At 69.7% G+C, this 25,871-nt stretch carries 17 protein-coding genes; 9 read left to right on the plus strand and 8 right to left on the minus strand.

Annotated elements, in window-relative coordinates; translation table 11 throughout:
* The first annotated feature begins 50 nt into the window (after positions 1–50).
* The 4 genes from xdhA (at position 51) to NP80_RS16610 (ending at position 5,242) form a co-directional block, all read left to right on the plus strand.
* Positions 51–1,646 carry a xanthine dehydrogenase small subunit gene (gene xdhA, locus NP80_RS16595; RefSeq protein ID WP_006412071.1) on the plus strand — a complete coding sequence of 532 codons (1,596 nt, stop codon included), beginning with the start codon at positions 51–53 and terminating at the stop codon, positions 1,644–1,646.
* A gap of 18 nt (positions 1,647–1,664) precedes the next feature.
* Positions 1,665–4,019 carry a xanthine dehydrogenase molybdopterin binding subunit gene (gene xdhB / locus NP80_RS16600; RefSeq protein WP_006406375.1) on the plus strand — a complete coding sequence of 785 codons (2,355 nt, stop codon included), beginning with the start codon at positions 1,665–1,667 and terminating at the stop codon, positions 4,017–4,019.
* A 1-nt stretch (position 4,020) separates the two neighbouring features.
* Complete coding sequence (gene xdhC, locus NP80_RS16605) at positions 4,021–4,656, plus strand: xanthine dehydrogenase accessory protein XdhC (protein ID WP_006412069.1); 636 nt, start codon at positions 4,021–4,023, stop codon at positions 4,654–4,656.
* 184 nt (positions 4,657–4,840) lie between these two features.
* Positions 4,841–5,242, plus strand: a complete 402-nt coding sequence (locus tag NP80_RS16610) for a nuclear transport factor 2 family protein (RefSeq protein ID WP_006401525.1) — start codon at positions 4,841–4,843, stop codon at positions 5,240–5,242.
* Positions 5,243–5,264: 22 nt separating this feature from the next.
* On the opposite strand, the gene NP80_RS16615 is transcribed toward NP80_RS16610, so the two are convergent.
* The 3 genes from NP80_RS16615 to NP80_RS16625 form a co-directional block, all read right to left on the minus strand.
* A complete protein-coding gene (locus NP80_RS16615; RefSeq protein WP_006406373.1) occupies positions 5,265–6,212 on the minus strand; it encodes a LysR family transcriptional regulator in 948 nt (315 codons plus the stop codon).
* Between the two features lie 69 nt (positions 6,213–6,281).
* Positions 6,282–6,920 (minus strand): 2-hydroxychromene-2-carboxylate isomerase, encoded by a 639-nt coding sequence (locus NP80_RS16620; protein ID WP_006401523.1) that lies wholly within the window; start codon positions 6,918–6,920, stop codon positions 6,282–6,284.
* 84 nt (positions 6,921–7,004) lie between these two features.
* Positions 7,005–8,432 (minus strand): TAXI family TRAP transporter solute-binding subunit, encoded by a 1,428-nt coding sequence (locus tag NP80_RS16625; protein WP_006401522.1) that lies wholly within the window; start codon positions 8,430–8,432, stop codon positions 7,005–7,007.
* A 416-nt stretch (positions 8,433–8,848) separates the two neighbouring features.
* On the opposite strand from NP80_RS16625, the gene NP80_RS16630 reads away from it, so the two are divergent.
* Both NP80_RS16630 and NP80_RS16635 read left to right on the plus strand, forming a co-directional pair.
* Positions 8,849–9,211 carry a BON domain-containing protein gene (locus tag NP80_RS16630; protein WP_006401521.1) on the plus strand — a complete coding sequence of 121 codons (363 nt, stop codon included), beginning with the start codon at positions 8,849–8,851 and terminating at the stop codon, positions 9,209–9,211.
* A 149-nt stretch (positions 9,212–9,360) separates the two neighbouring features.
* Positions 9,361–11,454: a D-(-)-3-hydroxybutyrate oligomer hydrolase gene (locus tag NP80_RS16635; RefSeq protein ID WP_035948466.1), complete on the plus strand. Its 2,094-nt coding sequence runs from the start codon at positions 9,361–9,363 to the stop codon at positions 11,452–11,454.
* 244 nt (positions 11,455–11,698) lie between these two features.
* On the opposite strand, the gene NP80_RS16640 is transcribed toward NP80_RS16635, so the two are convergent.
* The 5 genes from NP80_RS16640 to NP80_RS16660 all read right to left on the minus strand — a co-directional run bounded on the left by NP80_RS16640 (position 11,699) and on the right by NP80_RS16660 (position 16,998).
* On the minus strand, positions 11,699–12,487 hold the full coding sequence (locus tag NP80_RS16640) for a sulfite exporter TauE/SafE family protein (protein ID WP_035948463.1): 789 nt from the start codon (positions 12,485–12,487) through the stop codon (positions 11,699–11,701).
* 256 nt (positions 12,488–12,743) lie between these two features.
* Complete coding sequence (locus NP80_RS16645) at positions 12,744–14,186, minus strand: DHA2 family efflux MFS transporter permease subunit (protein ID WP_045593944.1); 1,443 nt, start codon at positions 14,184–14,186, stop codon at positions 12,744–12,746.
* 214 nt (positions 14,187–14,400) lie between these two features.
* Positions 14,401–15,132: a DsbA family oxidoreductase gene (locus NP80_RS16650; RefSeq protein ID WP_006410766.1), complete on the minus strand. Its 732-nt coding sequence runs from the start codon at positions 15,130–15,132 to the stop codon at positions 14,401–14,403.
* A 106-nt stretch (positions 15,133–15,238) separates the two neighbouring features.
* The gene (locus NP80_RS16655; protein ID WP_006410760.1) at positions 15,239–16,030 is read right to left on the minus strand and encodes a helix-turn-helix transcriptional regulator; all 792 of its coding nucleotides are present in this window, start codon (positions 16,028–16,030) and stop codon (positions 15,239–15,241) included.
* Positions 16,027–16,998 (minus strand): ornithine cyclodeaminase family protein, encoded by a 972-nt coding sequence (locus NP80_RS16660; protein WP_006410761.1) that lies wholly within the window; start codon positions 16,996–16,998, stop codon positions 16,027–16,029. The genes NP80_RS16655 and NP80_RS16660 overlap by 4 nt, the downstream gene beginning before the upstream one ends.
* Before the next feature lie 372 nt (positions 16,999–17,370).
* Between NP80_RS16660 and NP80_RS16665 the strand changes: the two genes are divergently transcribed.
* From NP80_RS16665 to NP80_RS16675, 3 genes are all read left to right on the plus strand, one after another.
* Positions 17,371–18,150, plus strand: coding sequence for an ABC transporter substrate-binding protein (locus NP80_RS16665; protein WP_006406365.1), 780 nt, complete (start codon positions 17,371–17,373; stop codon positions 18,148–18,150).
* A gap of 67 nt (positions 18,151–18,217) precedes the next feature.
* Positions 18,218–19,462, plus strand: a complete 1,245-nt coding sequence (locus tag NP80_RS16670; RefSeq protein ID WP_006410764.1) for an NAD(P)/FAD-dependent oxidoreductase — start codon at positions 18,218–18,220, stop codon at positions 19,460–19,462.
* 513 nt (positions 19,463–19,975) lie between these two features.
* Complete coding sequence (locus tag NP80_RS16675) at positions 19,976–25,771, plus strand: beta strand repeat-containing protein (RefSeq protein ID WP_045593946.1); 5,796 nt, start codon at positions 19,976–19,978, stop codon at positions 25,769–25,771.
* Positions 25,772–25,871: the final 100 nt, after the last annotated feature.

The following is a 25,871-nucleotide window of genomic DNA, read 5'->3' on the forward strand; positions in this document are numbered from 1 at the left end:
GAGCGCCCCGCGCAGGCCGCCTTTGCCCCCACTTGAAGAACGACAGAGACATGAGTGAGCCGATCCGCTTCTACCATCGTCACGCCGTCCGCGAAGTCAGCGGCGCGGACGTCACCCGCACCGTGTTGCAGTACCTGCGCGAGGACGCGCACTGCACCGGCACCAAGGAAGGCTGCGCGGAAGGCGACTGCGGCGCGTGCACGGTCGTCGTCGGCGAGCTGACCGACGCGGGCACGGTCGCGTTCAAGGCCGTCAACGCGTGCATCCAGTTCCTGCCGACGCTCGACGGCAAGGCGCTGCTGACCGTCGAGGACCTGCGCCGCCCGGACGGCTCGCTGCATCCGGTTCAGCAGGCGATGGTCGACTGTCATGGATCGCAGTGCGGTTTCTGCACGCCGGGCTTCGTGATGTCGATGTGGGCGCTCTACGAGAAGCACGGCCATGAACGCTGCGGCGGTGCCTGCGAGAAGGCGAAGCACGTGCCGACGCGCACCGAGATCGCCGATGCGCTGACCGGCAACCTGTGCCGCTGCACCGGCTATCGTCCGATCGTCGACGCGGCGGTGAGGATGTTTGACGGGGCCGGCGAAGGTGCGGCCGGCGTGGGTGTGACGGGCGAAGGCGCAACCGGCGAAGGCTCCACCCCCGAACAGAACACCGCGCCGGTCGACCCGGCCGCGCTCGCGCGCACGCTCGCATCGCTGCGGCGCGACACGACCTTCGACTACACGATCGGCGGCGCGCGCTTCGCTGCCCCGCGCACGCTCGACGCGCTCGCCGCGCTCAAGGCCGAGCGTCCGGACGCGCGGATTCTCGCGGGCAGCACCGACATCGGGCTGTGGGTCACGAAACAGATGCGCCGGCTCGACGACCTGATCTACGTCGGCCAGATCGCCGAACTGCAGCGCATCGTGCACGGCGAGGACTGGATCGAGATCGGCGCGGGCGTCACGGTCGAGAACGCCTACGCGGCGCTCGCGGAGACGTATCCCGAACTGACCGAGATGTGGAAGCGCTTCGCGTCGCTGCCGATCCGCAACGCGGGCACGCTCGGCGGCAACGTCGCGAACGGCTCGCCGATCGGCGACTCGATGCCGGGCCTGATCGCACTGGGCGCGCGCGTCGTGCTGCGCGGCGGCGACACGGTGCGGGAGCTGCCGCTCGAAGCGCTCTATACGGGCTACCAGCAGAAGGACATGGCGCCGCACGAATTCGTCGTCGGCGTGAAGGTGCCGACGCGCAGCGGCGCGCGCGCGAACCTGCGATTCCGCACCTACAAGCTGTCGAAGCGGTTCGATTCCGACATTTCGGCCGTCTGCGCGGCGTTCGCGTTCATCGCGGACGGCGACACGATCCGCGAGCCGCGCGTCGCGTTCGGCGGCATGGCCGCGACGCCGAAGCGTGCGGCGCACACCGAAGCGGTGCTCGACGGCGCGCAGTGGCACGAGGCCACCGCGCAGGCCGCGATGCAGGCGCTCGAACGCGATTACCAGCCGCTCACCGACATGCGCGCGACGAGCACATACCGGCTCGATACCGCGAAGAACCTGATGTACCGATTCTGGCTGGAGACGCGTCCGCAGGATCCGCTGCCGCCGCAAGCCCTGAACGTGCGCGAAGTGCCCGCGGAAGCGGCGCGTGTCTGACGACGGAGAACCCCGAACATGAACCAGCAAGCAGAACCGTTCCTCAGCACCCTCGATCCGCAAGCCGATGCCGCGCAGGTGCACGTGTCGCGTGCGCACGAGTCCGCGCATCTGCACGTGAGCGGGCGCGCGACCTACACCGACGACATCCCGCTCGTCGCGGGCACGCTGCACGCGGCGCTCGGGTTGTCCGCGAAGCCGCACGCGCGGATCGTGTCGATGAACTTCGACGCGGTGCGCGCGACGCCGGGCGTGGTCGCGGTGTTCACCGCCGACGACATTCCGGGCGTCAACGACTGCGGCCCGATCGTGCACGACGATCCCGTGCTTGCGCAGGGCGTCGTGCAGTACGTCGGCCAGCCGATGTTCATCGTCGTCGCGACGTCGCACGATGTCGCGCGGCTCGCCGCTCGGCGCGCGCAGGTCGAATACGAGGAGCTGCCGGCGATCCTGACCGCGCAGGAAGCGCGCAAGGCCGAGTCGTACGTGATTCCGCCGCTGAAGCTCGCGCGCGGCGACGCGGCGGCACGCATCGCCGCCGCGCCGCATCGCGAGTCGGGCGAGATGCTGCTCGGCGGGCAGGAGCAGTTTTATCTGGAAGGGCAGATCGCGTACGCGGTGCCGAAGGACGACGACGGCATGCACGTGTACTGCTCGACGCAGCACCCGAGCGAGATGCAGCATCTGGTCGCGCACGTGCTTGGCGTCGCATCGCACAACGTGCTCGTCGAGTGCCGCCGGATGGGCGGCGGGTTCGGCGGCAAGGAATCGCAGTCGGGGCTGTTCGCCTGCTGCGCGGCGCTCGCCGCCTGGAAGCTGCTGTGCCCGGTGAAGCTGCGTCCGGACCGCGACGACGACATGATGATCACCGGCAAGCGGCACGACTTCCATTACCGCTTCGACGTCGGCTATGACGACGACGGCCGCATCGACGGCGTGTCGCTCGACATGACCTCGCGCTGCGGGTTCTCGGCCGATTTGTCGGGCCCCGTGATGACGCGCGCGGTCTGCCACTTCGACAACGCATACTGGCTGTCCGACGTCGCGATCGCCGGCTACTGCGGCAAGACCAACACGCAGTCGAACACCGCGTTTCGCGGGTTCGGCGGCCCGCAGGGCGCGTTCGCGATCGAGTACATCCTCGACGACATCGCGCGCACGCTCGGCCGCGATCCGCTCGACGTCCGCTACGCGAACCTGTACGGCAAGACCGAGCGCAACGTCACGCCGTACGGTCAGACCGTCGAGGACAACGTGCTGCACGAACTGCTCGCCGAACTCGAGGCGACGAGCGACTATCGCGTGCGGCGCGACGGCGTGCGCGCGTTCAACGCCCGCAACGCGGTGCTGAAGAAGGGCATCGCGCTGACGCCGGTGAAGTTCGGGATCGCGTTCAACGTCACGCACTTCAACCAGGCCGGCGCGCTCGTGCATATCTATACGGACGGCTCGGTGCTCGTGAACCACGGCGGCACGGAGATGGGGCAGGGGCTGAACACGAAGGTCGCGCAGGTCGTCGCGCACGAGCTCGGGATCCGTTTCGGCCGCATCCGCGTGACCGCGACCGATACGAGCAAGGTCGCGAACACGTCGGCGACGGCCGCGTCGACCGGTTCGGATCTGAACGGCAAGGCCGCGCAGGACGCCGCGCGCCAGCTGCGCGAGCGGCTCGCCGTGTTCGCGGCGAAGCAGTACGGCGACGGCCGGGTCGAGGCGGCCGACGTGAAATTCGCGAACGACTGCGTGTGGATCGGCACGACGGCCGTGCCGTTCGGCGACGTGATCGCGAAGGCGTATCTCGCGCGCGTGCAGCTTTGGTCCGACGGCTTTTATGCGACGCCGAAGCTGCACTGGGACCAGTCGAAGCTGCAGGGGCGGCCGTTCTACTACTACTCGTACGGCGCGGCCGTGTCGGAAGTCGTGATCGACACGCTGACGGGCGAGATGCGCACGCTGCGCGTCGACGCGCTGCACGACGTCGGCGCATCGCTGAACCCGGCGCTCGACATCGGCCAGGTCGAAGGCGCGTTCATCCAGGGGATGGGCTGGCTGACGACCGAGGAGCTGTGGTGGAACGCGGGCGGCAAGCTGATGACGCATGCGCCCTCGACGTACAAGATTCCGACCGTCAACGACACACCGCCCGAATTCAACGTGCGGCTGTTCAAGAACCGCAACGTCGAGGACAGCATTCACCGTTCGAAGGCCGTCGGCGAGCCGCCGCTGCTGCTGCCGTTCTCGGTGTTCTTCGCCGTGCGCGACGCGATTGCGGCGGTCGGCGACTATCGCGTGAATCCGCCGCTCGACGCACCGGCGACCGGCGAGTCGATCCTGCGTGCGGTGCAGGCCGTACGCGCGGCGCGGGCAGCCTGACATGCGTGCGCCGGCCCGTTCGCCGCATTCGCCTGCACGCGCGGTCGCACCCGACGCGGCCGCGTTCGCGCGCGGCACCGGCACCCGCAACCGCGCGACAGACGCGCCGCCGCCGATGCACGTCGTGCTGTTCGGCGCGGGGCACGTCGGTCATGCGCTCGTCACGCTGCTCGGCGCGTTGCCGTGCACGGTGCAGTGGGTCGACACGCGCGACGAACTGTTCCCCGACGAGTGTCCGCCCAACGTGCAGCCCGAGCCGACCGACACGCCGGAGGCGATCGTCGATGCCGCGCCGCCCGGCACCTACTTCCTCGTGATGACGCACAACCACGCGCTCGATTTCGCGCTCGCCGAGCAGATCATGCGGCGGCGCGATTTCGCGTACTTCGGGATGATCGGCTCGCGCACGAAGCGCGTGAAGTTCGAACGACGGCTTGCCGCGCGCGGCGTCGATCCGGCAAGGCTCGTCGAGATGGTGTGTCCGATCGGCGTGGCCGGCATCGTCGACAAGGCGCCCGGCTCGATCGCGGTCGCCGTGTGCGCGGAACTGCTGCAGGTGCGCGCCGGGATGCCGGTCGCCGGCGCGAAGGCAGCCGCCGCTGCCGCCGCGCGCGACGACGCGTGCTGCCTGCGCTGAGTCGCACGTCCTGCGTCGCACGCGGCACACTGCACGCACGCATGCACGCAACGACGATAGGCGCCGGCGCGCACCGGACGCGCTCGGGGGCGCCGCACGACATCGCGTCGACGCACGGCCGCGCGTTTTTCCCTACACTGCACGGCATGCGCGGCGTCCGGCCGCGCCTTTTCGTGTACGCACCATGTCCGATTCCCGCCTCTATCTCGACGTGCTCGACGCGAGCATCGTCGCCATCGAGCGCTGGCTGTCCGGCGTCGATACGGCGCCGGCCGCGCTCGACGCGCTGCTCGCGCATTTCTCCGCCGACTTCACGATGATCATGACCGACGGCCGCGCAGTCGATCGCGACGGTCTGCGCGCACTGTTCGCGACGCTCGGCGGCGCGAAGCCGGGGCTGCGCATTACGCTGTCGGATGTACGCGTGCTTGCGGCCGACGCGTCGCATGCCGTGGTTGCGTACGTCGAAGCGCAGCACGCGGCGTCCGGCGAGTTGCCGGCGCGCCGTTCGACCGCCGTGTTCGCACGCGACGCCGCGGGCGCGGTGCGCTGGACGCATCTGCAGGAAACGTTCTGCGCGGCGTGACGCGCGTGCCACGCGCGCGGGCTCAGCGCTTGCGTGCGCGTGCGGCGGTCAGTTCGTCGGACACGCTCTGCATCAGCGCGCACAGCCACGCGATGTCGGTCGGCCGGTCCGGCTGCGGATGCGTGAGCAGATAGCTCTTGATGCGCGGAAACGGCACCGGCGGCGCGACGACGACGAGCGGCAGCAGCTGCGCATAGTGCGTGGCGAAGCGACGCGTCGTCGTGAAGATCAGGTCGGTCTGCAGCAGCACCTGCGGGACGATCCCGAAGTACGGCAGCGTCGTCACGACACGCCGCGCGAGGCCCGCGCGCGCGAGGCCGATCTCGATCGCGTTGCGCTTGTCGCCGGTATACGGCGTCGGCGCGACGTGCGCGGCGGCCGCGTACGCTTCGCGCGTGAGCGGCTCGCGTGCGAGCGGATGCGCATCGCGCATCAGGCACACGATCGTGTCGGAGAACAGGTCCTGCCGGGCGAACTGCGGATCGGGCTTCGGCCAGTTGCCGATCACGAGATCGAGCGCGCCCGATTCGAGCGCGCCTGCGTGGTCGAGCGCGGGATTCAGCGAATCGATTTCCAGATGCGCGTGCGGCGCGGCATCGCGAAAGCGCTCGATCAGCGTCGGCATGAAGAAATCGTTCAGATAGTCGGGCGCGGCGATGCGGAACGTACGCCGCGCGGACGACGGATCGAAATCGCCGTGCGGCGTCGAGATGAAGTCGACCTCGCGTAGCGCGCGCGTCGCGGCGCCGAGCAGCGACGCGCCGTATTCGGTCGGCACCATGCCCGACTTGCCGCGCACGAGGATCGGGTCGTTCAGCGTTTCGCGCAGCTTGCGCAGCGCGGTGCTGATCGCGGGCTGCGTCTGGTTGAGCCGCAGCGCGGTCTGCGTGACGCTGCGCTCGAGCAGCAGCGTGCGCAGCACGCGCACGAGCCAGATGTCGAGCGAGGCGGTACGGTCGTCGTCTTCCATCGATGCGGGGCAATTCGGGCGAAGCGTAACCTTACCGCAGCCGTGCGCGCGCGTGCGTGATACCCGCCATCACGCGCGGCCCTTCGGCAGCGTGCTGATCCGCTTCACTTCCTGCGATTCGAGCCAGTTCGGCGTGCGCGCGCAGTACAGCACCATCGGCAGCGCATCCTCGCCCCAGAACAGCTGGCGGTTCATCCAGAAGGTCGGCACGCCGAACACGCCGAGCGCGATCGCATCGTCGGTATTGCGGCGCAGCTGCGCGCTCGTCTCTTCGAATTCGATCAGCGCGTCGCCATGGCTCACGCCGACGCGCTCGCAGAGCGCCGCGAAGCCGGCCGGCGTCGACGGGTCGTTGCCTTCGCGCCAGATGAAGCGGAACATTTCGAGCACGGTCGCGATGTCGGCGCGCGTCGCGATCGCGAGGCGCAGCGCCTTGTCGGAATCGAACGGATGCACGGGCGGCATCTTGAAGCGGATGCCGAGCTGCTCCGCGCGAAACAGCGCATGCCGGTACGTGAAGATGCGCTTGGCCGGCACGTCGGCGCTCGGGCGCTGCCCCCAGTGCCGCTGCAACTCGTTCAGCGACACCGCGACGGGTTCGAACGGCATCGCCGGCCATTTGTCGTGCTGTTCGAGCAGCAGATAGGAGAACGGCGACACGAAGTCGAAGAACCACGCGGGTTGGGCGGTGTCGAGGCCGGTTGTCATGACGATCTCCAGAGGGTGGGGCGTGCGGCGGGCCTCCATGTTACGGGCCGTACGCGCATGCAGCAATGATCGCGGATCGTCCGTTCATGCGGAACCGGGAGTCGCCCGAGGGGCGTCGGCCACTCGCGGCGCGGCATCGGCCGCGCGAGGCGCGGCGCCGGCGGGCGCATCGGCATCGTGCGCGGCGAGCCGTTCGCGCACGAAGCCGATGTGCTCGCGCAGCACGTAGAACTGCCCGGCGTACGCGAGCGGCATCTTCATGCGGTTCACGGCTTCCTCGATGTCGTCGAGCTCGTCGAGCAGCGCGACACGCTCCTCGGCCGTATGCTCGCCGAGCGCGCGGCGTTCGATCGCGATTAGCGCGCCGTACCAGCGGTAGATCCGCGAGCGCACGCGCCAGCCGTACAGCGACGGCACGAGCCGCAGGCCCGGAATCAGCACGACGATCAGCGGCACGACGACGACCAGCAGCCGATCGACGAGGCTCGCGACCCAGAACGGCAGCCGTCGATACAGGAACGTCTTGCCGGACTTGTAGTAGCGCGCCGCGTCGTCGGACAGCGGGAAGCCGCGCGTGACCGGCGACGGGAATTCGCCCGCGTGCTGCAGGATCGTCGCGTGGCCGTGCACTTCGCGAGCGGCCTCGATCAGCAGGTCCGACAGCGCCGGGTGCAGCGTGTCGCGCGCGACGAGTTCGATCGTCGGCGCAACCGTATGCAGATCCTCGGGCGGCAGGTTGCGGCCGAGATCGTAGACGCCCATCGGCAGCGTGATCGCGGTCAGGTACGGAAAGCGCCGCGCGTAGGCTTCCGCCTGCGTAAACGAATACATGTGCACGCCCGGCGTGCGGAACAGCTTCGCCATCACGGGGATCTGCGTCGAGTCGCCGGACAGGAACGCCGCGTCGATCTTGCCGTCGAGCAGCGCGGCCGCCGCGTCTTCGCCGCTCGTCGGCAGCAGCCGCGTCGTGCCGCCCGGCTCGATCCCGTTCATCTTCAGCAGCGCGAGGCTCAGCTCGCGCGCGCCGCTGCCTTCGGCACCGATCGCGAGCCGCTTGCCGTTGAAATCGGACAGGCGCGCGACCACCGGCCCGCGGTACATGATCGCGAGCGGCACGTAGCCGATGCTGCCGAGCGAGGCGAGGTGATCGTCGCGTTCCTTCGGGCCGATTCCGCTCTGCACGAAACCGACGTCGACCGTGGCGTTCGGGTTCTGCAGCCGCGCGAGGTTCTGCGCGGATCCTTCCGACGATTCGACGTCGAGCGTGACGCCGTTCTTCGCGAGGATCGCCTTGTATTTCTGGGCGGCGTTCCAGTACGTGCTGCCGGGCGGGCCGGCCGAGATCACGAGCGTCGAGGGCGGCGCGGGCTGGATCATCCGGATCGCGAGCCACACGGCGGCGGCCGCGAGCAGCACGGTCGGGCCGATCGACAGCGCGAGGTCGCGCCACGACACCGCGACGAAACGGGCGAGGATGCGCGGCGGCGGCCGCTGCGGGCGGGTTGGCTTCATGAGATCGATCGATGACGCGGGCGCTGCGCAGTGCCGCGACGGGCGACGCTGCGCGCTCTGGCGGCGATGGTAACCGGTTTGGGCGCGCCCGCGCGAGTGCCGCGTGGCGGCCGTCGGCGCGCGGCGGCGCGATGCCGCGTCAAAAGCTTTGCGCTTCCGCGGGCGCTGGATTACATTGTGCGACGCAGCCGCGCCCGACTCGCGCGACCCGGCACCCGACGAGACCGGGCGCGTCCGGCCCGGCGGCTGCCCGGTCCGGCCGGCCGCTTCGCGTGCGCCGGCTGCCGGCCCGTCTCGCCTCTCTCGCATCGCCGTGGAAATCATCGGCCGACCCGCCCGTTCGCGCGCGGGCCGGCTGCCTTTGGGGGTATCCGGCCGTACTGTGCGCGGCCGTTCCGAAGTTACAAGGAGATAGCATGAAGTCGATCGTGTTGAGAGCGTTGGGTATTGCCGCCGTGGCGGCCTGTCTGTCGGGCAGCGCGTATGCGCAGTCGAGCGAGCCGGCCGCGGCCGAAGCGCCGGCCGCCGCGACGCAGTCGAAGTCGGCCGCGAAGACGGCGAAGCACGCGAACCGCAAGCTCGGCTACGCGGTGCGCAAGGCGATCACGAAGGCAGGCGGGATCGACGTGTCGAACCTCGTCGTGCGCTCGAAGGGCGGCGCGATCACGCTGGAGGGCACGGTGCCCGACCAGGCTCAGATCGACAAGGCGGGAGAAGCGGCGAAGGGCGTGAAGGGCGTCACGTCGGTCACGAACAAGCTGACGGTCCAGCAGCAATGATGCCGGGCGACGACGCGCAAGCGTCGTCCGGGCCCGCGCACGCGCGGGTCGTGCGGGCCCCGGCATGCCGGGGCCCGTTTGCGTTTCAGCGGCCGCACGCGCTGCACGACACGGCGGCGGCCCGATAAGCATATCGAGAGGGGGCGGCAATGACGATGCACGGATGGGGCAGGTGGATGCTTGTCGGCACGGCACTGGCCAGCACCGCGGCGCTGCTCGGCGCCTGCAACGGCGACGAGACGGGCGAGCGCAACCGATTGCCCGGCTTCGTGTCGGGCAACGTGCGCACGACCGCGTACGACGGCACGAGCGACGATCTGCTGACGGCCGGGCTCGGCAAGACGGGCCTCGCGAGCGCGACCGCGCCGAGCTTCGCGAATCCGTCGCGGCCGACGAGCGCCGAGCTGCGCCGTCTTGCGATCTGGTCGAACTACCGCGCGCTCGTCGACATGAGCGCGAACGGCGGCTACGGCCGCTTCTGGGGGCCGAACGTCGATGTCGACGGCAACGCCACGCTCGGCGAGGGCAAGATCGCCGGCACCGAGTATCTCGCCTATTCCGACGACGGTAGCGGCCGCAAGAACGTGACGCTCCTCGTGCAGGTGCCGGCGAGCTTCGATCCCGCACAGCCGTGCATCGTGACCGCGACGTCGTCGGGCTCGCGCGGCGTCTACGGCGCGATCTCGGCCGCCGGCGAGTGGGGGCTCAAGCGCGGCTGCGCGGTCGCGTACAACGACAAGGGCGGCGGCAACGGCGCGCACGAGCTCGGCAGCGACACCGTCACGCTGATCGACGGCACGCTCGCGAACGCGGTGCTCGCCGGCAACGCGAGCCTGTTCACCGCGAACCTGACGAGCGGCGATCTCGCCGCGTTCAACAGCCGCTTTCCGAACCGCTATGCGTTCAAGCACGCGCATTCGCAGCAGAATCCCGAGCAGGACTGGGGGCGCTCGACGCTGCAGGCGGTCGAGTTCGCGTACTGGGCGCTGAACGAGCAGTTCGCGCCGCTCGTCGACGGCTCGCATCGCGGCGTGCGCTATCGCGCGGGCGACATCACGACGATCGCCGCGTCGGTCAGCAACGGCGGCGGCGCGTCGCTCGCGGCCGCCGAGCAGGACGATCGCGGCTGGATTACCGCGGTCGTAGTCGGCGAGCCGCAGATCAACGTGCGGCTGGCGCCGAATGCGGTCGTGCGAACCGGCGGTCAGCCGGTGCCGTCGTTCGGCCGGCCGCTCGCCGACTATGCGACGCTCGCGAATCTGCTGCAGCCGTGCGCGGCCGCTTCGGCGTCGCTGGCGGGCGAGCCGTACATCAGCGCGCTGCCGCTCGCGACCACGCAGTCGATCCGCACGCAGCGCTGCGCGACGCTCGCCGCCGCGGGCCTCGTGTCGGGCGCCGACACGCAGAGCCAGGCCGCCGACGCGCTTGCGCAACTGCATGCGGCCGGTTATCTCGCCGATTCCGATCTGCTGCACGCGTCGATGTGGGATTCGCAAGCGATCCCCGCGATCGCCGTCACCTATGCGAACGCGTATACGCGCTCGCGCGTGACCGACAACCTCTGCAATTTCAGCTTCGCGACGACGCAAGCGGGGACCGGCACGGTCGCACCGCCCGCGGCGTCGCCGATGCCGGCCGTGTTCGGCACCGGCAACGGCATACCGCCGACGGCCGGCATCGATCTCGTGTTCAATACGGGCGCCGGCGTCGATCATCGGCTCGCGACGCCCGACGCGAGCTTTGCCGGCGCGCTGTGCCTGCGCCAGCTGTGGACGAACGCGATGCTCGGGATGCCGGCGAACGTCGAGGCGGTCCGCGTGAACGCGAACCTGCACGGCAAGCCCGCGATCATCGTGCAGGGGCGCAGCGACGCGCTCGTGCCGGTCAATCACGCGTCGCGCGCGTACGTCGCGCAGAACAGCCTCACCGAGGGCAGCCGTAGCGGGCTCGTGTTCTACGAGGTGACGAACGGTCAGCACTTCGATGCGTTCCTGCCGGTGCCCGGCTACGACACGCGCTTCGTGCCGGTCCACTACTACGATCTGCAGGCGCTGAACCTGATGTGGCAGCACCTGAAGAAGGGTACGCCGCTGCCGCCGTCGCAGGTGATCCGCACCGTGCCGCGCGGCGGCACGCCCGGTGCGGCGCCCGCGCTGACGACGGCGAACCTGCCGCCGATCGCCAGTGCGCCGGGCGCGAACGCGATTTCGGCGGCGGCCGGCACGATCGACGTACCGCTCTGAGCGCACGCGCGCTTGCTGCGAAGCCGGACGATGGTTGTCCGGCTTTTTCGTTTTGAAGGGGGAATCGGGCGGGGCGGCTTCGGCCGCCGAGCGGCCGGAGAAGCGGTAAGCGCGATGCGGCCGTCGGGGCGCGACACGCTCGACTGCAGCCGTGACCGCAACCGCGATTACGACCACGGCCGCGGCCGCGAACATGGCCCGCAACCAGGACGGCCGCGGCGCACCGCGCCGCATGGCGCAGGTTTCAGGCGAGCACGAGCCGCACGCCGACCGCGACCAGCGTCGCCGCGAGCAGATTGCGGAGCAGCCGCTCCGGCGCGCGCGCCGACAGCAGGCTGCCGATCACGATGCCCGGCAGCGAGCCGAGCAGCAGCGAGAGCAGCATCGACCAGTCGACCGAGCCGAGCAGCCAGTGCCCCATGCCGGCGACGAGCGTGAGCGGCACCGCGTGCGCGATGTCGGAGCCGACGATGCGTGTCGTCGCGAGCGCCGGATAGAGCAGCAGGAGCACGGTCACGCCGATCGCGCCCGCGCCGACCGAGGTCATCGACACGAGCACGCCGAGCACCGCGCCCGTCAGCACGGTCGACCACAGCGTGCGCGCGGGGCTCGGCGCGAGCGGATTGCGCGCGGCGAACGCGGCGAGCTGCGGGCGGAAGATCAGCGCGACCGACGTGAGCAGCAGCGCGATGCCGAGCACGAGCTGGATCAGCCGTGCGGTGCCCGGCGCGTTTACCCCGTGCGAATGCAGCACCCACAGCGTGACCGCGGCCGCCGGCACGCTGCCGGTCGCGAGCCGGCCGGTGATGCGCCAGTCGATCGAGCCTTTCAGCCCGTGGACCAGCGTGCCGGTGGCCTTCGTCGCCGCTGCATACAGCAGATCGGTGCCGACCGCCGTCGCGGGATGCACGCCGAACAGCAGCACGAGGATCGGCGTCATCAGCGAGCCGCCGCCGACGCCCGTCAGGCCGACGAGGATGCCGACGAACAGGCCGGACAGGGAGTACAGCAGATCGATATGGGGAAGCGACATCGGAAGCAGGCGGTTATGGGGCGTTCGGCGGCGGCGCGCGGCTGCGGCGGCGCGGATCAAAGTCCGACATTGTCGCAAAAGTGACGCGTCGGTGTACGACTGCGTTAAAAATCGGCCGGCGCGCGGCCGCCGGCCGATGGGGCGGGGCGGTGAAACGGGCGTTTGAAGAGCGCTTGCGCGCGGCGGCGTGCGGCGCGTGTGCGCAGGCGTACCGGCTGCGGGCGGCCCGCCGGCGCGCCGGCCCGCCGGTCGCGCGTCAGTGCAGGGAAGCGCCGACGCCGCTGTCGGCCGGCGCCGGCGGACGCACGCGCAGCGCGACGCCGATCGCGGCGGCGAGCGCCGCGAACGCCGCGCCGAACGCGAAGGCCGCGTGGTAGCCGCCGTTCAGCGCGCCGAGCGGCGCGATCTGCGCGGCTGTCAGCGCGTCGGTGCGCGCCGCCGCGACGCTCGCAAGCACCGCGAGGCCGAGCGCGCCGCCCATCATGAACGCGGTGTTCACGATGCCCGACGCGAGCCCCGAATCGGCCGGATCCACGTCGCTCATCGCGGCAAGCAGCACCGGGTTGAACGCGATGCCGGCGCCGATACCGAGCAGCGTCATGCCGGGCAGCACGTGCCAGACGAACCCGCCGTCGACGGGCGCGCGCGCGAACAGCGCGAGCCCGCACGCGGCGATCAGCAGGCCGGCCGCGATCGGGCCGCGAATCCCGAAACGCATGACGATCCGCGCGGACAGCCCGAGCGAGAACGCGGCCATGATCAGGTTCGCGGGCAGGAACGCGAGGCCGACCTGCAGCGGCCCGTAGCCGAGCACGCGCTGCAGGTACAGCGCGGACAGGAAGAACCACGCGAACATCGCGGCTGCCCACAGCACGCTGATGACGTTCGCGAGCGCGACGTTGCGCGCGGCGAACAGCGTGAGCGGCATCAGCGGATGCGCGACGCGCATTTCGATCGCGACGAACAGCGCAAGCAGCACGACGGCCGCGCCGATCAGCGCAACGGTCTGCGCCGACAGCCAGCCGGCCTCGTTGCCGCCGACGATGCCGTAGACCGCGAGCATCAGCGACGCGGTGACCGTGATCGCGCCCGCGACGTCGAGCCGCCCGGCGCCGGCCGGTACGCGCGTACGCGGCAGCAGTGCCGCGCACAGCGCGTAGACGGCGATGCCGATCGGCAGATTCACGAGGAAGATCCAGTGCCAGGACAGCGCGCTCGTCAGCAGCCCGCCGAGCAGCACGCCGATGCTGCCGCCGCCCGCGCACACGAAGCCGTACACGCCCATCGCGCGCGCCCGTTCGCCGGGCTCGGTAAACAGATTCATGATCAGCGACAGCGCCACGGCCGATACGACCGCGCCGCCGAGCCCCTGCACGGCGCGCGCGGCGATCAGCATCGTCTGCGACTGCGCGAGCCCGCATGCGAGCGAGGCGAGCGTGAACACGACGAGGCCGACGAGGAACATGCGCCGCTGTCCGTACAGGTCGCCGAGCCGGCCGCCGAGCAGCAGGCAGCCGCCGAACGTCAGCAGATAGGCGTTGACGACCCAGACGAGCGCCGTTTCGGTGAAGTGCAGATCGGTGCCGATCGACGGCAGCGCGACGTTCACGATCGTGCTGTCGAGCACGATCATCAGCACGCCGAGGCAGAGGACGATCAGTGCGTACCAGCGCTTTTCGCCGTGGATGCCGTGTGTCATGGGCTCGCAGCCTTCCGATAGGGATTTGAAAGGCTGGATTGTAGACGGCATTCGTACGCGTCTGCTGCCGGTTTGTGGCAGCAGCGTTGCGTAGTCGCCGAACGGCGTGAGCGCGCGCGCGTGTGGGCGTCGGCGCCGTGCCGGCACGCGCGCGGATGCAGCCGCGACGTGCCGTTATGCGATCGCGGGCCGCGGCGATCGAAGGTCCGGATGTTTATTCGCGCGGCGGCAGCGCACAGCCGTCCGGGCCGCATGCGGCTGCCGCATCGCCGCCCGGTTCGACGACGCCGTCGCGCCACGCTTGCTCGAGCGCCTGCGCGAACACGTCGGCCGGCTGCGCGCCCGACACCGCATAGCGGCCGCCGAACACGAACAGCGGCACGCCGCGTCCGCCGATCTGCGCGGCGCGCGCGCCGTCGGCTTCGACTTCGTCGCGGTACGCGTCGCCGCGCAGCGCCGCTTCGACCGCCGCGCGCTCGAGCCCGGCTTCGACCGCGAAATCGGCGAGCGCCGTGCGATCGAACAGCGAGCCGTGCTCGCAGAAGTACGCGCGGTACAGCCGCTCGGTCAGCGCGTGCGCGCGGCCGGTCGCTTCCGCGAGCTTCACGAGCCGGTGCGCGTCGAGCGTGTCGCCGACCAGCGTGCCGGGCAGGTCGTAGCGCAGGCCGACGCTCGCGGCGGCGTCCGTCACCTGGCGCAGCATCTGGTCGACCTGCGCCGCCGACATCCGGTATTTGCCGGCCAGCATCGCTTCGACCGGTTCGACGGGCTGGCCGGGCATCAGCCGGTACGCGCGCAGCGCGACGTCGACGCGGTCCGCATGCGCGAAGGCGGCAAGCGCCTCGTCGAAACGGCGTTTGCCGATCCAGCACCACGGGCAGATCAGGTCGGACCAGATTTCGACGGTCAGCGTCGGGCGGGCGGTCGGAGCGGGAGCGATCGGCATGGCAACAGGCATTCGAAAAAATGTAACTGAAACTATAGCATTTGCGCGCAGGCGCGAGCGTCGTCGCGAGCGCGCGATGCACGCGGCGACGCCGCCGCGCGTGCGCTCATGCGTCGCCCTGCGTGTCCTTCAGATGTTTCAGATGCTTGTAGACGGTCGCGCGCCCCATGCCGAGCACGTTCGCGACGTAGTTCGCCGCGCTCTTGCCGCGAAACGCGCCTTGCGCATGCAGCGCCTCGACGAGTTCGCGCCGGTGTTCGCGCGTGAGGCCGTTCAGCCCGATCTGCCGCTCGCGCAGCCAGCCGTGCAGGAACGTGTTGATGCGCTCCTGCCAATCGTCGCGGAACAGTTCGTCCGGCTGCGCGACGACGCCCGCGCCCTTGATGAACAGATCGAGCGTCGTGCGCACCTCGTCGAACACCGCGATGTTGAAGTTGATGCACATCATCCCGGCGGGCCGGCCGCCGTCGTCGAAGAGGACGTTGCTGACGCAACGCATGCGCCGGCCGTCCCAGTTCAGCTTCTCGTACGGACCGATCACGCGCTCGCGCGCCGAGTGGTCGATTTCCTCGAGCGCGGAATCGTCGCCGACCTCCCGCTTCGACAGGTTGTTCGCCAGATACAGCACGGTCTGGTCGTGCAGATCGTGGATGACCACTTCCGCGTACGGGAAGAACAGCGCTGCGATTCCGTCCGCGATCGGCGCGTAGCGGGTGAGCAGCAGGTCTTTGACGGGGGACGGCTTCTTGCGCATCGGAATCGCGATATCGGGTGAGCGGGACGCAGGCCGCGGGTTCGGCCGATCGGCCGGCGCACCGGCAGTCGTCGTGCCCGTGCGCCCGCGTGCGGCTGTCGCGGTTGCGCCATTGTATCGGCGTCGCGTGGGCACGATGCTCATGCGCGCGTCAGATGCGTATACAACGCGTAGGCGATCGCGATGTCCTCGAGGCCGAGGCCGATCGATCGGAAGAACGCGTGACGCGTGCGCGACGGCGCCGCGCACGTGCCCGCGACGAGCGCGGGCAGATCGCCGACGATGCGCTCCGGCGTCCAGCCGTGCTCGGCTGCCGCGAGCCGCATCTCGCCGGCACTGGCCGGCGTCGTATGCCGGTAGTCGCAGTAGACGTCCATGTCGGGCAGCCATGCAGGCGGAATCTCGTGCGCCTGCGCGACGTTGGTGCTGATCGACGTGACGAGCGCCGGCCGCGTCAGCATTCCGTCGCCGAGCACCGGCGTGCCCGACGACGTGCAGAGCATCACGACATCGGCGTCGCGCACGCACGCGGCGATGTCGGATGCCGGCCGTGCGCGTGGATCGGTGCGCGCGACGGCGGCCTGCAGCGCGCGATCGTCGGCGAGCGTCGGCGAGTACACCGAGATCGTGTCCCACTCGCGCAGCGCGGCCGCATGCCGCAGATGCGCAAGGCCGACCGCGCCGGCGCCGACGATCGCGAGACGGCGCGCATCGCGCGGCGCCAGGCAGTCGACCGCGAGCGCCGTCGTGCCGGCCGTGCGTTCGACTGTCAGCTGTCCGGCGTCGCACCACATCAACGGCTGGCCCGTGCGCATCGACATCAGCGCGGTCCAGGCGGTGACGACCGGTTTGCCGTCCGGTCCGCCGCCGACGATGTACGGCGACAGCTTCGCGCCGAACACCTGTTCGTCGGCCAGTGCGCCGAGGTACGTGATGAAGTCGCCGGCCTGTTCGGGGAACAGCGTGAGCGTTTGCGGCGGCTGCACCGCGCGTGCGGACGCGAGCGACGCGAACATGCGGCGCAGCGTGCCGAGCACGTCGAGCGACGGCAGCGCCGCGCGGACCATCGCGTCGTCGACGGTCAGCGGCAGGGTCGGGGCGGTCGGGTTCATCGGACATCTCCGGTCGGGGCCGGACAGGACAGTCTCGCGATGCGATGTCCGGCGTGGTTCGTTGTGGACGAAAAGTCTAATATAGACAATGTGGATGTGGCGAGCGTTTCTTTTTCTACGCTTGCGGGATCGTTGTCTCTTGGAATAGCGGTGAAGAATCAAAGAGATAAGGGTCGTATGCAGCGTCCGATACGCAGCGCAGTGGCCGCGCATTATCGTATCCCCTATAGTCTATAGTAGACTTTGAGTCTATATTTCGAGTGCCCGGCAGCGTGCCCGCAGACGCGGTGCCGCCGCACCGGTCGCCGCTTCGTCGCCCTGCGCGGTCGCGTTGCGCGCCCGACTTTCATCGCTGAACCTGAAGGATCCGTCATGAACTGGAAGCTTTCCCTTTGCGCCGCCGCGGCGCTCGCCTGCGCGGCCGTCACCGTCCACGCGGAACCGACCACGTTGCGCTTCGGGATCGAAGCCGCCTATCCGCCGTTCGAGAGCAAGACGCCGGCCGGCCAGTTGCAGGGCTTCGACGTCGACATCGGCAATGCCGTGTGCGCGAAGCTGAACATGAAGTGCGTGTGGGTCGAGAACGCGTTCGACGGCCTGATTCCCGCGCTGCAGGCGCGCAAGTTCGACGTGATCAACTCGGCGATGAACATCACCGCGAAGCGCAAGCAGAGCATCGATTTCACGCCGCCGATCTACGTGGTTCCGATCGTGATGATCGCGAAGCGCGGCTCGCCGTTGCGGCCCGAGGTCGCGAGCGTGCGCGGCAAGCGCGTCGGCGTGCTGCAGGGCTCGTCGCAGGAGGATTTTCTGAAGGCGCACTGGGCCAATGCGGGCGTGTCGGTCGTGTCGTATCAGGATCAGGACCAGATCTATGCGGATCTCGTCGCCGGGCGCCTCGACGCCGCCGTGCAGGAAGCGCAGACCGCGCAGGAGGGCTTCCTCGACAAGCCGGCCGGCCGCGACTACCAGATCGTCGGCGAGCCGCTCAAGGATCCGGCGACGCTCGGCGAAGGCACGGGCTTCGGGCTGCGCAAGGGCGACAAGGCGCTGCAGGCGAAGGTCGTCGGCGCGCTCGATGCGCTGAAGAAGGACGGCACGTTGAGCGCGCTGTCGCAGAAGTACTTCAAGCGCGACATCATCGCGAAGTAAGCGCGGGCGGGCGCCGGCCGCGGTGCCGGCGCGTGCTGCATCGACCTTCTACGCTGGACGGGCAAGCATGGATTTCGACGTGATCGTTCTGGGGGCCGGCATCGTCGGCGTGTCGTCGGCGCTGCACCTGCAGGATCGCGGGCTGCGCGTCGCGCTCGTCGACCGGCGCGATCCCGGCGAGGAAACGAGCCACGGCAACGCGGGGCTCATCGAGCGTTCGTCGGTCGTGCCGTATGCGTTTCCGCGCCGGCTCGGCACGTTGCTGCGCTATGCGCGCAATCGTTCGGTCGATCTCTACTGGGACTACCGTGCGCTGCCCGCGTATGCGGGCTGGCTCGCGCGGTTCTGGCGCGAGTCGTCGCCGAAACGCCTCGCGGCGGCCGCGCGCGACATGTTGCCGCTCGTCGCGGCGAGCGTCGTCGAGCACGATGTACTGCTTGCGCGCACCGACGCGCAGCCGCTCGTACACGACGGCGGATGGATCGAGGCGTTTCGCTCGCCCGCACTGTTCGATGAAGAGGCGCGCGCGCAGCAGCGCATCGCCCATGCGCACGGCTTGCGGATGACGGTGCTCGATGCGCACGCGTTGCGCGCACGCGAGCCCGGCATCGGCGATGCGTTCTGCGGCGCGTTCCACTGGCAGGATCCGAAGACGGTGTCGAGCCCCGGCGGGCTCACGAAGGCGTACGCGCGATTGTTCGAGCGCGACGGCGGCACGTTCGTGCACGGCGACGCGGCGACGCTCGCGCAGATACGCGACGGCTGGCAGGTCGCCACGGCGCACGGGGCGATGTCGGCGCGCTCCGTCGTCGTCGCGCTCGGGCCGTGGTCCGAGCGCGTGTTCGGGCCGCTCGGCTACCGGATTCCGCTGCGCGCGAAGCGCGGCTATCACATGCATTACCGGCCGACGCGCGCGCCGCTGCGCGTGCCCGTGTGCGACACCGAACAAGGGTTCGTCGTCGCGCCGATGGACGGCGGCCGCCTGCGGCTGACGACCGGTGTCGAGATCGCGCTACCCGACGCGCCGCCGACCGGCGTGCAGCTCGAGCGCGCGGAGCCGCTTGCGCGCGAGGCATTCGGTCTCGGCGAACGGCTCGATGCCGAACCGTGGCTCGGGCTGCGGCCGTGCACGCCGGACATGCGTCCGGTGATCGGGCCGGCGCCGCGGCATCGCGGGCTGTGGTTCGCGTTCGGCCACTGCCACCACGGGCTGACGCTCGGGCCCGCGACCGGGCGTCTGCTCGCGGAGATGATGACCGGCACGCCGACCTACATCGATCCGCGTCCGTATCGGCCCGAGCGATTCGATTGAGTTTTCGGCGATGCGCACATGCGTGCGCATTTGCCGTTAACAATTGACGCCGGTGAATCGACGCAAAATCGCGGCGTTAACAATTTTTCGTTTTGCTGTCCGAATTGAGTTGAAACGACGATTCGCTGATGAACCGCGTAAGGCGTCGGAAAGATATCGCGAAATCATAAAACCAGTAAATTCGCGATTTATCCGTGCATTTTCATATTCGTGAAAAGGAATATCTATAGCGATCCGATTCGGCGTCCGCGACGCTGTCGAAACGATCGTTCGCAGATGTACCGGAACACGTTACCTTGGGGCTCGCAAACGTTACGTTACGTTTCTGCGCGGCACCGTTTTCTCGTATGAGGATTGACCCGTCGTATTTCGTTATTTCTTAATGGAGTCGGGCTTTTCTCGGTTATTGCATCGCAATAAATCGTGAAATTCCGCGTGAATTTCGCGATGGCACACTTCATGCAACCTGTCCCCGTGCTTTATCAATGAAGTGCCAACCGAGATGAGGTCACGATGGGAAATAACTTTAAATTGACGGGTGGGGCGCTGGCCGTAGCGGCCGCGTTCGGGGTGCTGGCTTCGGGGTCGGCGGTTGCCGCGGCCGGTCCGCTCGATGGACTCTCGATTCCGCAGGTGATCGTCAATCCGCCGTCGCAAGGCGTATCGGCGAGCCTCACGGCGACGGGCACGACGCCGCTGGGCTCGGTTAACGTGACCGCATCCGGGTCCGGCTCGATCAGCACGTCGATCGGCAATCCGGGCAGCGTGCTGAACGGTGTCGCGCATACGGTGACCGGTCTGCTCGGCGGCGCCGGCGGCGGCACGGTCGATCCGCTCGGCCAGGTGCAGGGCGCGGTCGGGCAGGTGGTTGGCGCGCTCGGCGGCGGGAACGCGGGCGGTGCGGTTGGCGGCGCGGTGAGCGGTGCAGTGGGCGGTGCCGTCGGCGCCGTCACGGGCGCGCTCGGTGGCGCGAACAACCCGGCTGGCGCGCTGACCGGTGCGCTCAATACGGCAAGCGGCGCGTTGAGCGGTGCGATCGGGACGGCGACGGGCGCGCTCGGCGGAAGCGATCCGACGGGCGCGTTGAATGGGGTGGTTGGTACGGTCACGGGCGCGCTGGGTGGCGCGAACAATCCGACCGGTGCGCTGAACGGTGTGGTGAGCACGGTGACGGGTGCGCTGGGCGGCAACGGTCCGACGGGCGCGTTGAATGGGGTGGTTGGTACGGTCACGGGCGCGCTCGGTGGCGCGAACAATCCGACCGGTGCGCTGAACGGTGTGGTGAGCACGGTGACGGGTGCGCTGGGCGGTAACGATCCGACGGGCGCGCTGAATGGCGTGGTCGGTACGGTCACGGGTGCGCTTGGCGGTGCGAACAATCCGACGGGCGCGTTGAACGGCGTGGTCGGTACGGTTACCGGCGCCCTTGGCGGCGCGAACAATCCGACCGGTGCACTGAATGGTGTGGTGAGCACGGTGACGGGTGCGCTGGGCGGTAACGATCCGACGGGCGCATTGAACGGTGTGGTGGGTACGGTCACGGGTGCGCTGGGTGGCGCGAACAATCCGACCGGTGCGCTGAACGGTGTGGTCAGCACGGTTACGGGCGCATTGGGCGGCAACAACCCCACGGGCGCACTGAACGGTGTCGTGAACACCGCAACCAATACAGTCAACACGATCGTCGCTGCGCACGGCGCGCTGGATCAAGCGGTGCTTGATCTGGCGAGCAATGGGCTGAATAGTGCGGTCGGCACGGTCACGGGCGCATTGGGCGGTAACAACCCGACGGGCGCGCTGAACGGCGTGATCGGTACGGTCACCGGCGCCCTGGGCGGCGCGAACGGGCCGACCGGTGCGCTGAACGGCGTGGTCAGCACGGTGACGGGCGCGTTGGGCGGTAACGATCCGGCGGGCGCATTGAATGGCGTGGTCGGTACGGTCACGGGCGCACTTGGCGGCGCCAACAACCCGACCGGTGCGCTGAACGGTGTGGTCAGCACGGTGACGGGCGCGCTGGGCGGTAACGATCCGACGGGTGCATTGAATGGCGTGGTCGGTACGGTTACGGGTGCCCTTGGCGGCGCGAACAACCCGACCGGTGCACTGAACGGCGTGGTCAGCACGGTGACGGGCGCGCTCGGCGGTAACGATCCGACGGGTGCATTGAATGGCGTGGTCGGTACGGTTACGGGCGCACTTGGCGGCGCGAACAACCCGACCGGTGCACTGAACGGCGTGGTCAGCACGGTGACGGGCGCCCTCGGTGGCAATGGTCCGACGGGCGCATTGAACGGCGTCGTGACGACGGCGCAAGGCGCGGTCAACTCGGTGACCGGCGCGCTGGGCGGCACGAATCCCGGCGGAGCGCTGAACGGTGTGGTCAGTACGGTCACGGGCGCATTGGGCGGCAATAACCCGACCGGCGCACTGAACGGTGTCGTGAACACCGCAACCAATGCAGTCAACACGATCGTCGCAGCACATGGCGCGCTGGATCAAGCCGTGATCGATCTGGCGAGCAACGGGCTGAACGGTGCCGTCGGCACGGTGACGGGCGCGTTGGGCGGCAACAATCCGACGGGTGCGCTGAACGGCGTGGTCGGCACGGTGCAGGGCACGGTGAACTCGGTCACCGGTGCGCTCGGCGGCAGCAATCCGACCGGTGCGTTGAGCGGTGTCGTCAACACGGTGACGGGCGCCCTTGGCGGCAACAATCCGACGGGTGCGTTGAACGGCGTGGTGAGCACGGTCACCGGCGCGCTCGGCGGCAATGGTCCGACTGGCGCATTGAACGGTGTCGTGACGACGGCACAAGGCGCAGTCAATTCGGTCACGGGTGCATTGGGCGGCACGAATCCCGGCGGCGCGCTGGGCGGTGTGGTCGACAAGGTGACGGGCGCACTTGGCGGCAGCAATCCCACGGGTGCGCTGAACGATGTGGTGAGCACGGTCACCGGCGCGCTGGGCGGCAATGGCCCGACCGGCGCATTGAACGGCGTCGTGACCACGGCGCAAGGCGCGGTGAATTCGGTGACCGGGGCCCTGGGTGGCACGAATCCCGGCGGCGCGCTGAGCGGTGTGGTCGATAAGGTGACCGGGGCACTGGGCGGCAGCAATCCGACGGGTGCGTTGAACGGCGTGGTGAGCACGGTCACCGGCGCGCTCGGCGGCAATGGTCCGACCGGCGCATTGAACGGCGTCGTGACCACGGCGCAAGGCGCGGTGAATTCGGTCACGGGCGCACTGGGCGGCACGAATCCGGGTGGTGCGCTGAGCGGTGTGGTCGATAAGGTGACCGGGGCACTGGGCGGCAGCAACCCGACCGGTGCACTGAACGGCGTCGTGACGACGGCGCAAGGCGCGGTGAATTCGGTCACCGGGGCGCTCGGCGGCACGAATCCTGGTGGTGCGCTGGGCGGTGTGGTCGACAAGGTGACGGGCGCACTGGGCGGCAGCAACCCGACCGGTGCGTTGAACGGCGTAGTCGGCACGGTGACCGGCGCGCTCGGGGGCAATGGCCCGACGGGCGCGTTGAACGGCGTCGTCACGACGGCACAAGGCGCAGTGAATTCCGTTACCGGAGCGCTTGGCGGCACGAATCCGGGCGGTGCGCTGAGCGGTGTGGTTGATAAGGTGACCGGCGCATTGGGCGGCAGCAATCCGACGGGTGCGTTGAACGGCGTCGTGACGACGGCACAGGGCGCAGTGAATTCGGTTACCGGAGCGCTTGGCGGCACGAATCCGGGCGGTGCGCTGAGCGGTGTGGTTGATAAGGTGACCGGCGCATTGGGCGGCACGAATCCGACGGGCGCGTTGAACGGCGTCGTGACGACGGCACAGGGCGCAGTGAATTCGGTTACCGGAGCGCTTGGCGGCACGAATCCCGGCGGCGCGCTGGGCGGCGTGGTGAGCACGGTGACCGGCGCGCTCGGTGGCAATGGCCCGACGGGCGCACTGAACGGCGTCGTCACGACGGCACAAGGCGCAGTGAATTCGGTCACCGGGGCACTGGGTGGCACGAATCCGGGCGGCGCGCTGAGTGGTGTGGTCGACAAGGTGACGGGCGCGCTGGGCGGAGCCAATCCGACTGGCGCACTGAACGGCGTCGTAACGACGGCACAGGGCGCAGTGAATTCGGTCACGGGTGCACTGGGCGGCACGAACCCCGGCGGCGCGCTGAGCGGTGTGGTCGACAAGGTGACCGGCGCACTGGGCGGCGCGAATCCGACGGGTGCACTGAACGGCGTCGTAACGACGGCACAAGGTGCAGTGAATTCGGTGACGGGGGCGCTCGGCGGCACGAATCCGGGCGGTGCTCTGGGCGGCGTGGTCGATAAGGTGACCGGCGCACTGGGCGGCACGAACCCGACCGGTGCACTGAACGGCGTGGTAAGCACGGTCACCGGCGCGCTGGGTGGCAACGGCCCGACGGGCGCGTTGAACGGCGTCGTCACGACGGCACAAGGCGCGGTGAATTCGGTCACGGGTGCACTGGGCGGCACGGATCCCGGCGGCGCGCTGAGTGGTGTGGTCGACAAGGTGACGGGCGCGCTGGGCGGCACCAACCCGACTGGCGCACTGAACGGCGTCGTAACGACGGCGCAAGGTGCGGTGAACTCGGTGACGGGCGCACTGGGCGGCACGAACCCGACTGGCGCGCTGAACGGCGTCGTGACGACGGCACAAGGTGCGGTGAACTCCGTGACCGGCGCACTGGGCGGCAACAACCCGACCGGCGCCCTGAACGGTGTCGTGACCACGGCGCAAGGTGCGGTGAACTCGGTGACGGGCGCACTGGGCGGCAACAACCCGACGGGCGCGCTGAACGGCGTGATCGGCACGGTGACGGGCGCATTGGGCGGCACCAACCCGACCGGCGCACTGAACGGTGTCGTGACCACGGCGCAAGGTGCGGTGAACTCGGTGACGGGCGCACTGGGCGGCAGCAACCCGACGGGCGCGCTGAACGGCGTGATCGGCACGGTGACGGGCGCATTGGGCGGCACCAACCCGACCGGCGCACTGAACGGTGTCGTGACCACGGCACAGGGCGCGGTGAACTCGGTCACCGGCGCACTCGGCGGCACGAACCCGACCGGTGCACTGACCGGCGTCGTCAACACCGCGCAAGGCGCCGTCGGCGCTGTCACGAGCACGCTGGGCAGCGGCAACCCGACCGGCGCGCTGAGCAACGCCGTGAACACGATCACGGCCGGCCTCGGCAACCTGAGTGGCGGTTCCGGCCCGCTCGCCCCCGTGCAGGGTGCGGTGACGCAGCTCGCCGGCACGCTCGGCGGCAGCGATCCGGCTGCGGTGCTCGGCAATGCGGTGAACACGCTCACCGGCACGCTGGGTAATCTCGGCGGCGGTGCGGGTCCGCTCGCGCCGGTGCAGGGTGTCGTCAATCAGGTCGTCGGCACGCTGTCCGGTGCGGCGGGCGGCGGCAGCCCGATCACGCCGATCACGAATCTCGTGAGCGGTCTGACGGGCGGCGGCAACCCGGCCGGCGCAGTGACCGGCGCACTGGGCTCGGTGACGGGCGCACTCGGCAATCTGGGCGGCACGAACCCGCTCGCGCCGGTGCAGGGCGTCGTCACGCAGGTCGTCGGCGCGCTCGGCAACGCCAACCCGACCGGCGCACTCAGCGGCGCGCTGAACTCGGCCACGGGCGCGCTCGGCGGCGCAGTGAGCTCGGTGACGGGCGCACTGGGCAACCTCGGCGGCGGTGCAGGTCCGCTCGCGCCGGTGCAGGGTGTCGTCAACCAGGTCGTCGGGACGCTGTCCGGCGCAGCAGGCGGCGGCAGCAGCCCGATCGCGCCGATCACGAACCTCGTGAGCGGTCTGACGGGCGGCGGCAACGCGGGCGGTGCAGTGACCGGCGCGCTCGGTTCGGTGACGGGCGTGCTCGGCAACGCCGGCGCATCGCTGTCGCAGACGGTGGGCACGCTGAGCGGTGCAGCCGCGAGCGGTTCGTCGGCGATCGGCCAGGCGGGCAGCGCACTGTCGGGCGTGGCCGGTTCGGGCGCGGCGGCGGGCGGCAGCCTGCTCGGCTCCGGTGCCGCTGCCGGCGGCAGCGTGCTCGGCTCGGGCGCCAGCGCGGCAGGCAGCACGACCGGTGCAGTCGGTGGACTGCTGACGGCCGGCGGTAACGCGGCCGCCACGGTCGTCAACGCGGTCGGCACGACGCTGGGCGCGGCGCCGGGCCTGTCGGTCTCGACGCACTCGAACGGCACGAGCGCGGCGAACAATCCGCTGGCACCGGTGTCGTCGCTGATCCAGTCGCTGACCGGCGGGTTGTCGAAGTAACGCCGGACGCAGTACGCGCGGCGGCATTGTCCGCCGCGCATCCGGTCGTAGGACGCGGCATGACGGTAACGTCATGCCGCGTTTTGTTTGGTGTCGCGCG

The sequence above is a fragment of the Burkholderia multivorans ATCC BAA-247 genome (assembly GCF_000959525.1).
Lineage (GTDB): Bacteria > Pseudomonadota > Gammaproteobacteria > Burkholderiales > Burkholderiaceae > Burkholderia > Burkholderia multivorans.

What these genes read in the sequence shown, in the direction of transcription:
- xdhC (WP_006412069.1), top strand. Translation starts at nt 4,021, where the DNA reads ATGCGTGCGCCGGCCCGTTCGCCGCATTCGCCTGCACGCGCGGTCGCA.
- xdhA (WP_006412071.1), top strand. Translation starts at nt 51, where the DNA reads ATGAGTGAGCCGATCCGCTTCTACCATCGTCACGCCGTCCGCGAAGTC.
- NP80_RS16620 (WP_006401523.1), bottom strand. Translation starts at nt 6,920, where the DNA reads ATGACAACCGGCCTCGACACCGCCCAACCCGCGTGGTTCTTCGACTTC.
- NP80_RS16645 (WP_045593944.1), bottom strand. Translation starts at nt 14,186, where the DNA reads ATGACACACGGCATCCACGGCGAAAAGCGCTGGTACGCACTGATCGTC.
- NP80_RS16655 (WP_006410760.1), bottom strand. Translation starts at nt 16,030, where the DNA reads ATGAGCATCGTGCCCACGCGACGCCGATACAATGGCGCAACCGCGACA.
- NP80_RS16630 (WP_006401521.1), top strand. Translation starts at nt 8,849, where the DNA reads ATGAAGTCGATCGTGTTGAGAGCGTTGGGTATTGCCGCCGTGGCGGCC.
- NP80_RS16670 (WP_006410764.1), top strand. Translation starts at nt 18,218, where the DNA reads ATGGATTTCGACGTGATCGTTCTGGGGGCCGGCATCGTCGGCGTGTCG.
- NP80_RS16615 (WP_006406373.1), bottom strand. Translation starts at nt 6,212, where the DNA reads ATGGAAGACGACGACCGTACCGCCTCGCTCGACATCTGGCTCGTGCGC.
- NP80_RS16640 (WP_035948463.1), bottom strand. Translation starts at nt 12,487, where the DNA reads ATGTCGCTTCCCCATATCGATCTGCTGTACTCCCTGTCCGGCCTGTTC.
- NP80_RS16610 (WP_006401525.1), top strand. Translation starts at nt 4,841, where the DNA reads ATGTCCGATTCCCGCCTCTATCTCGACGTGCTCGACGCGAGCATCGTC.
- xdhB (WP_006406375.1), top strand. Translation starts at nt 1,665, where the DNA reads ATGAACCAGCAAGCAGAACCGTTCCTCAGCACCCTCGATCCGCAAGCC.
- NP80_RS16665 (WP_006406365.1), top strand. Translation starts at nt 17,371, where the DNA reads ATGAACTGGAAGCTTTCCCTTTGCGCCGCCGCGGCGCTCGCCTGCGCG.
- NP80_RS16650 (WP_006410766.1), bottom strand. Translation starts at nt 15,132, where the DNA reads ATGCCGATCGCTCCCGCTCCGACCGCCCGCCCGACGCTGACCGTCGAA.
- NP80_RS16635 (WP_035948466.1), top strand. Translation starts at nt 9,361, where the DNA reads ATGACGATGCACGGATGGGGCAGGTGGATGCTTGTCGGCACGGCACTG.
- NP80_RS16625 (WP_006401522.1), bottom strand. Translation starts at nt 8,432, where the DNA reads ATGAAGCCAACCCGCCCGCAGCGGCCGCCGCCGCGCATCCTCGCCCGT.
- NP80_RS16660 (WP_006410761.1), bottom strand. Translation starts at nt 16,998, where the DNA reads ATGAACCCGACCGCCCCGACCCTGCCGCTGACCGTCGACGACGCGATG.
- NP80_RS16675 (WP_045593946.1), top strand. Translation starts at nt 19,976, where the DNA reads ATGGGAAATAACTTTAAATTGACGGGTGGGGCGCTGGCCGTAGCGGCC.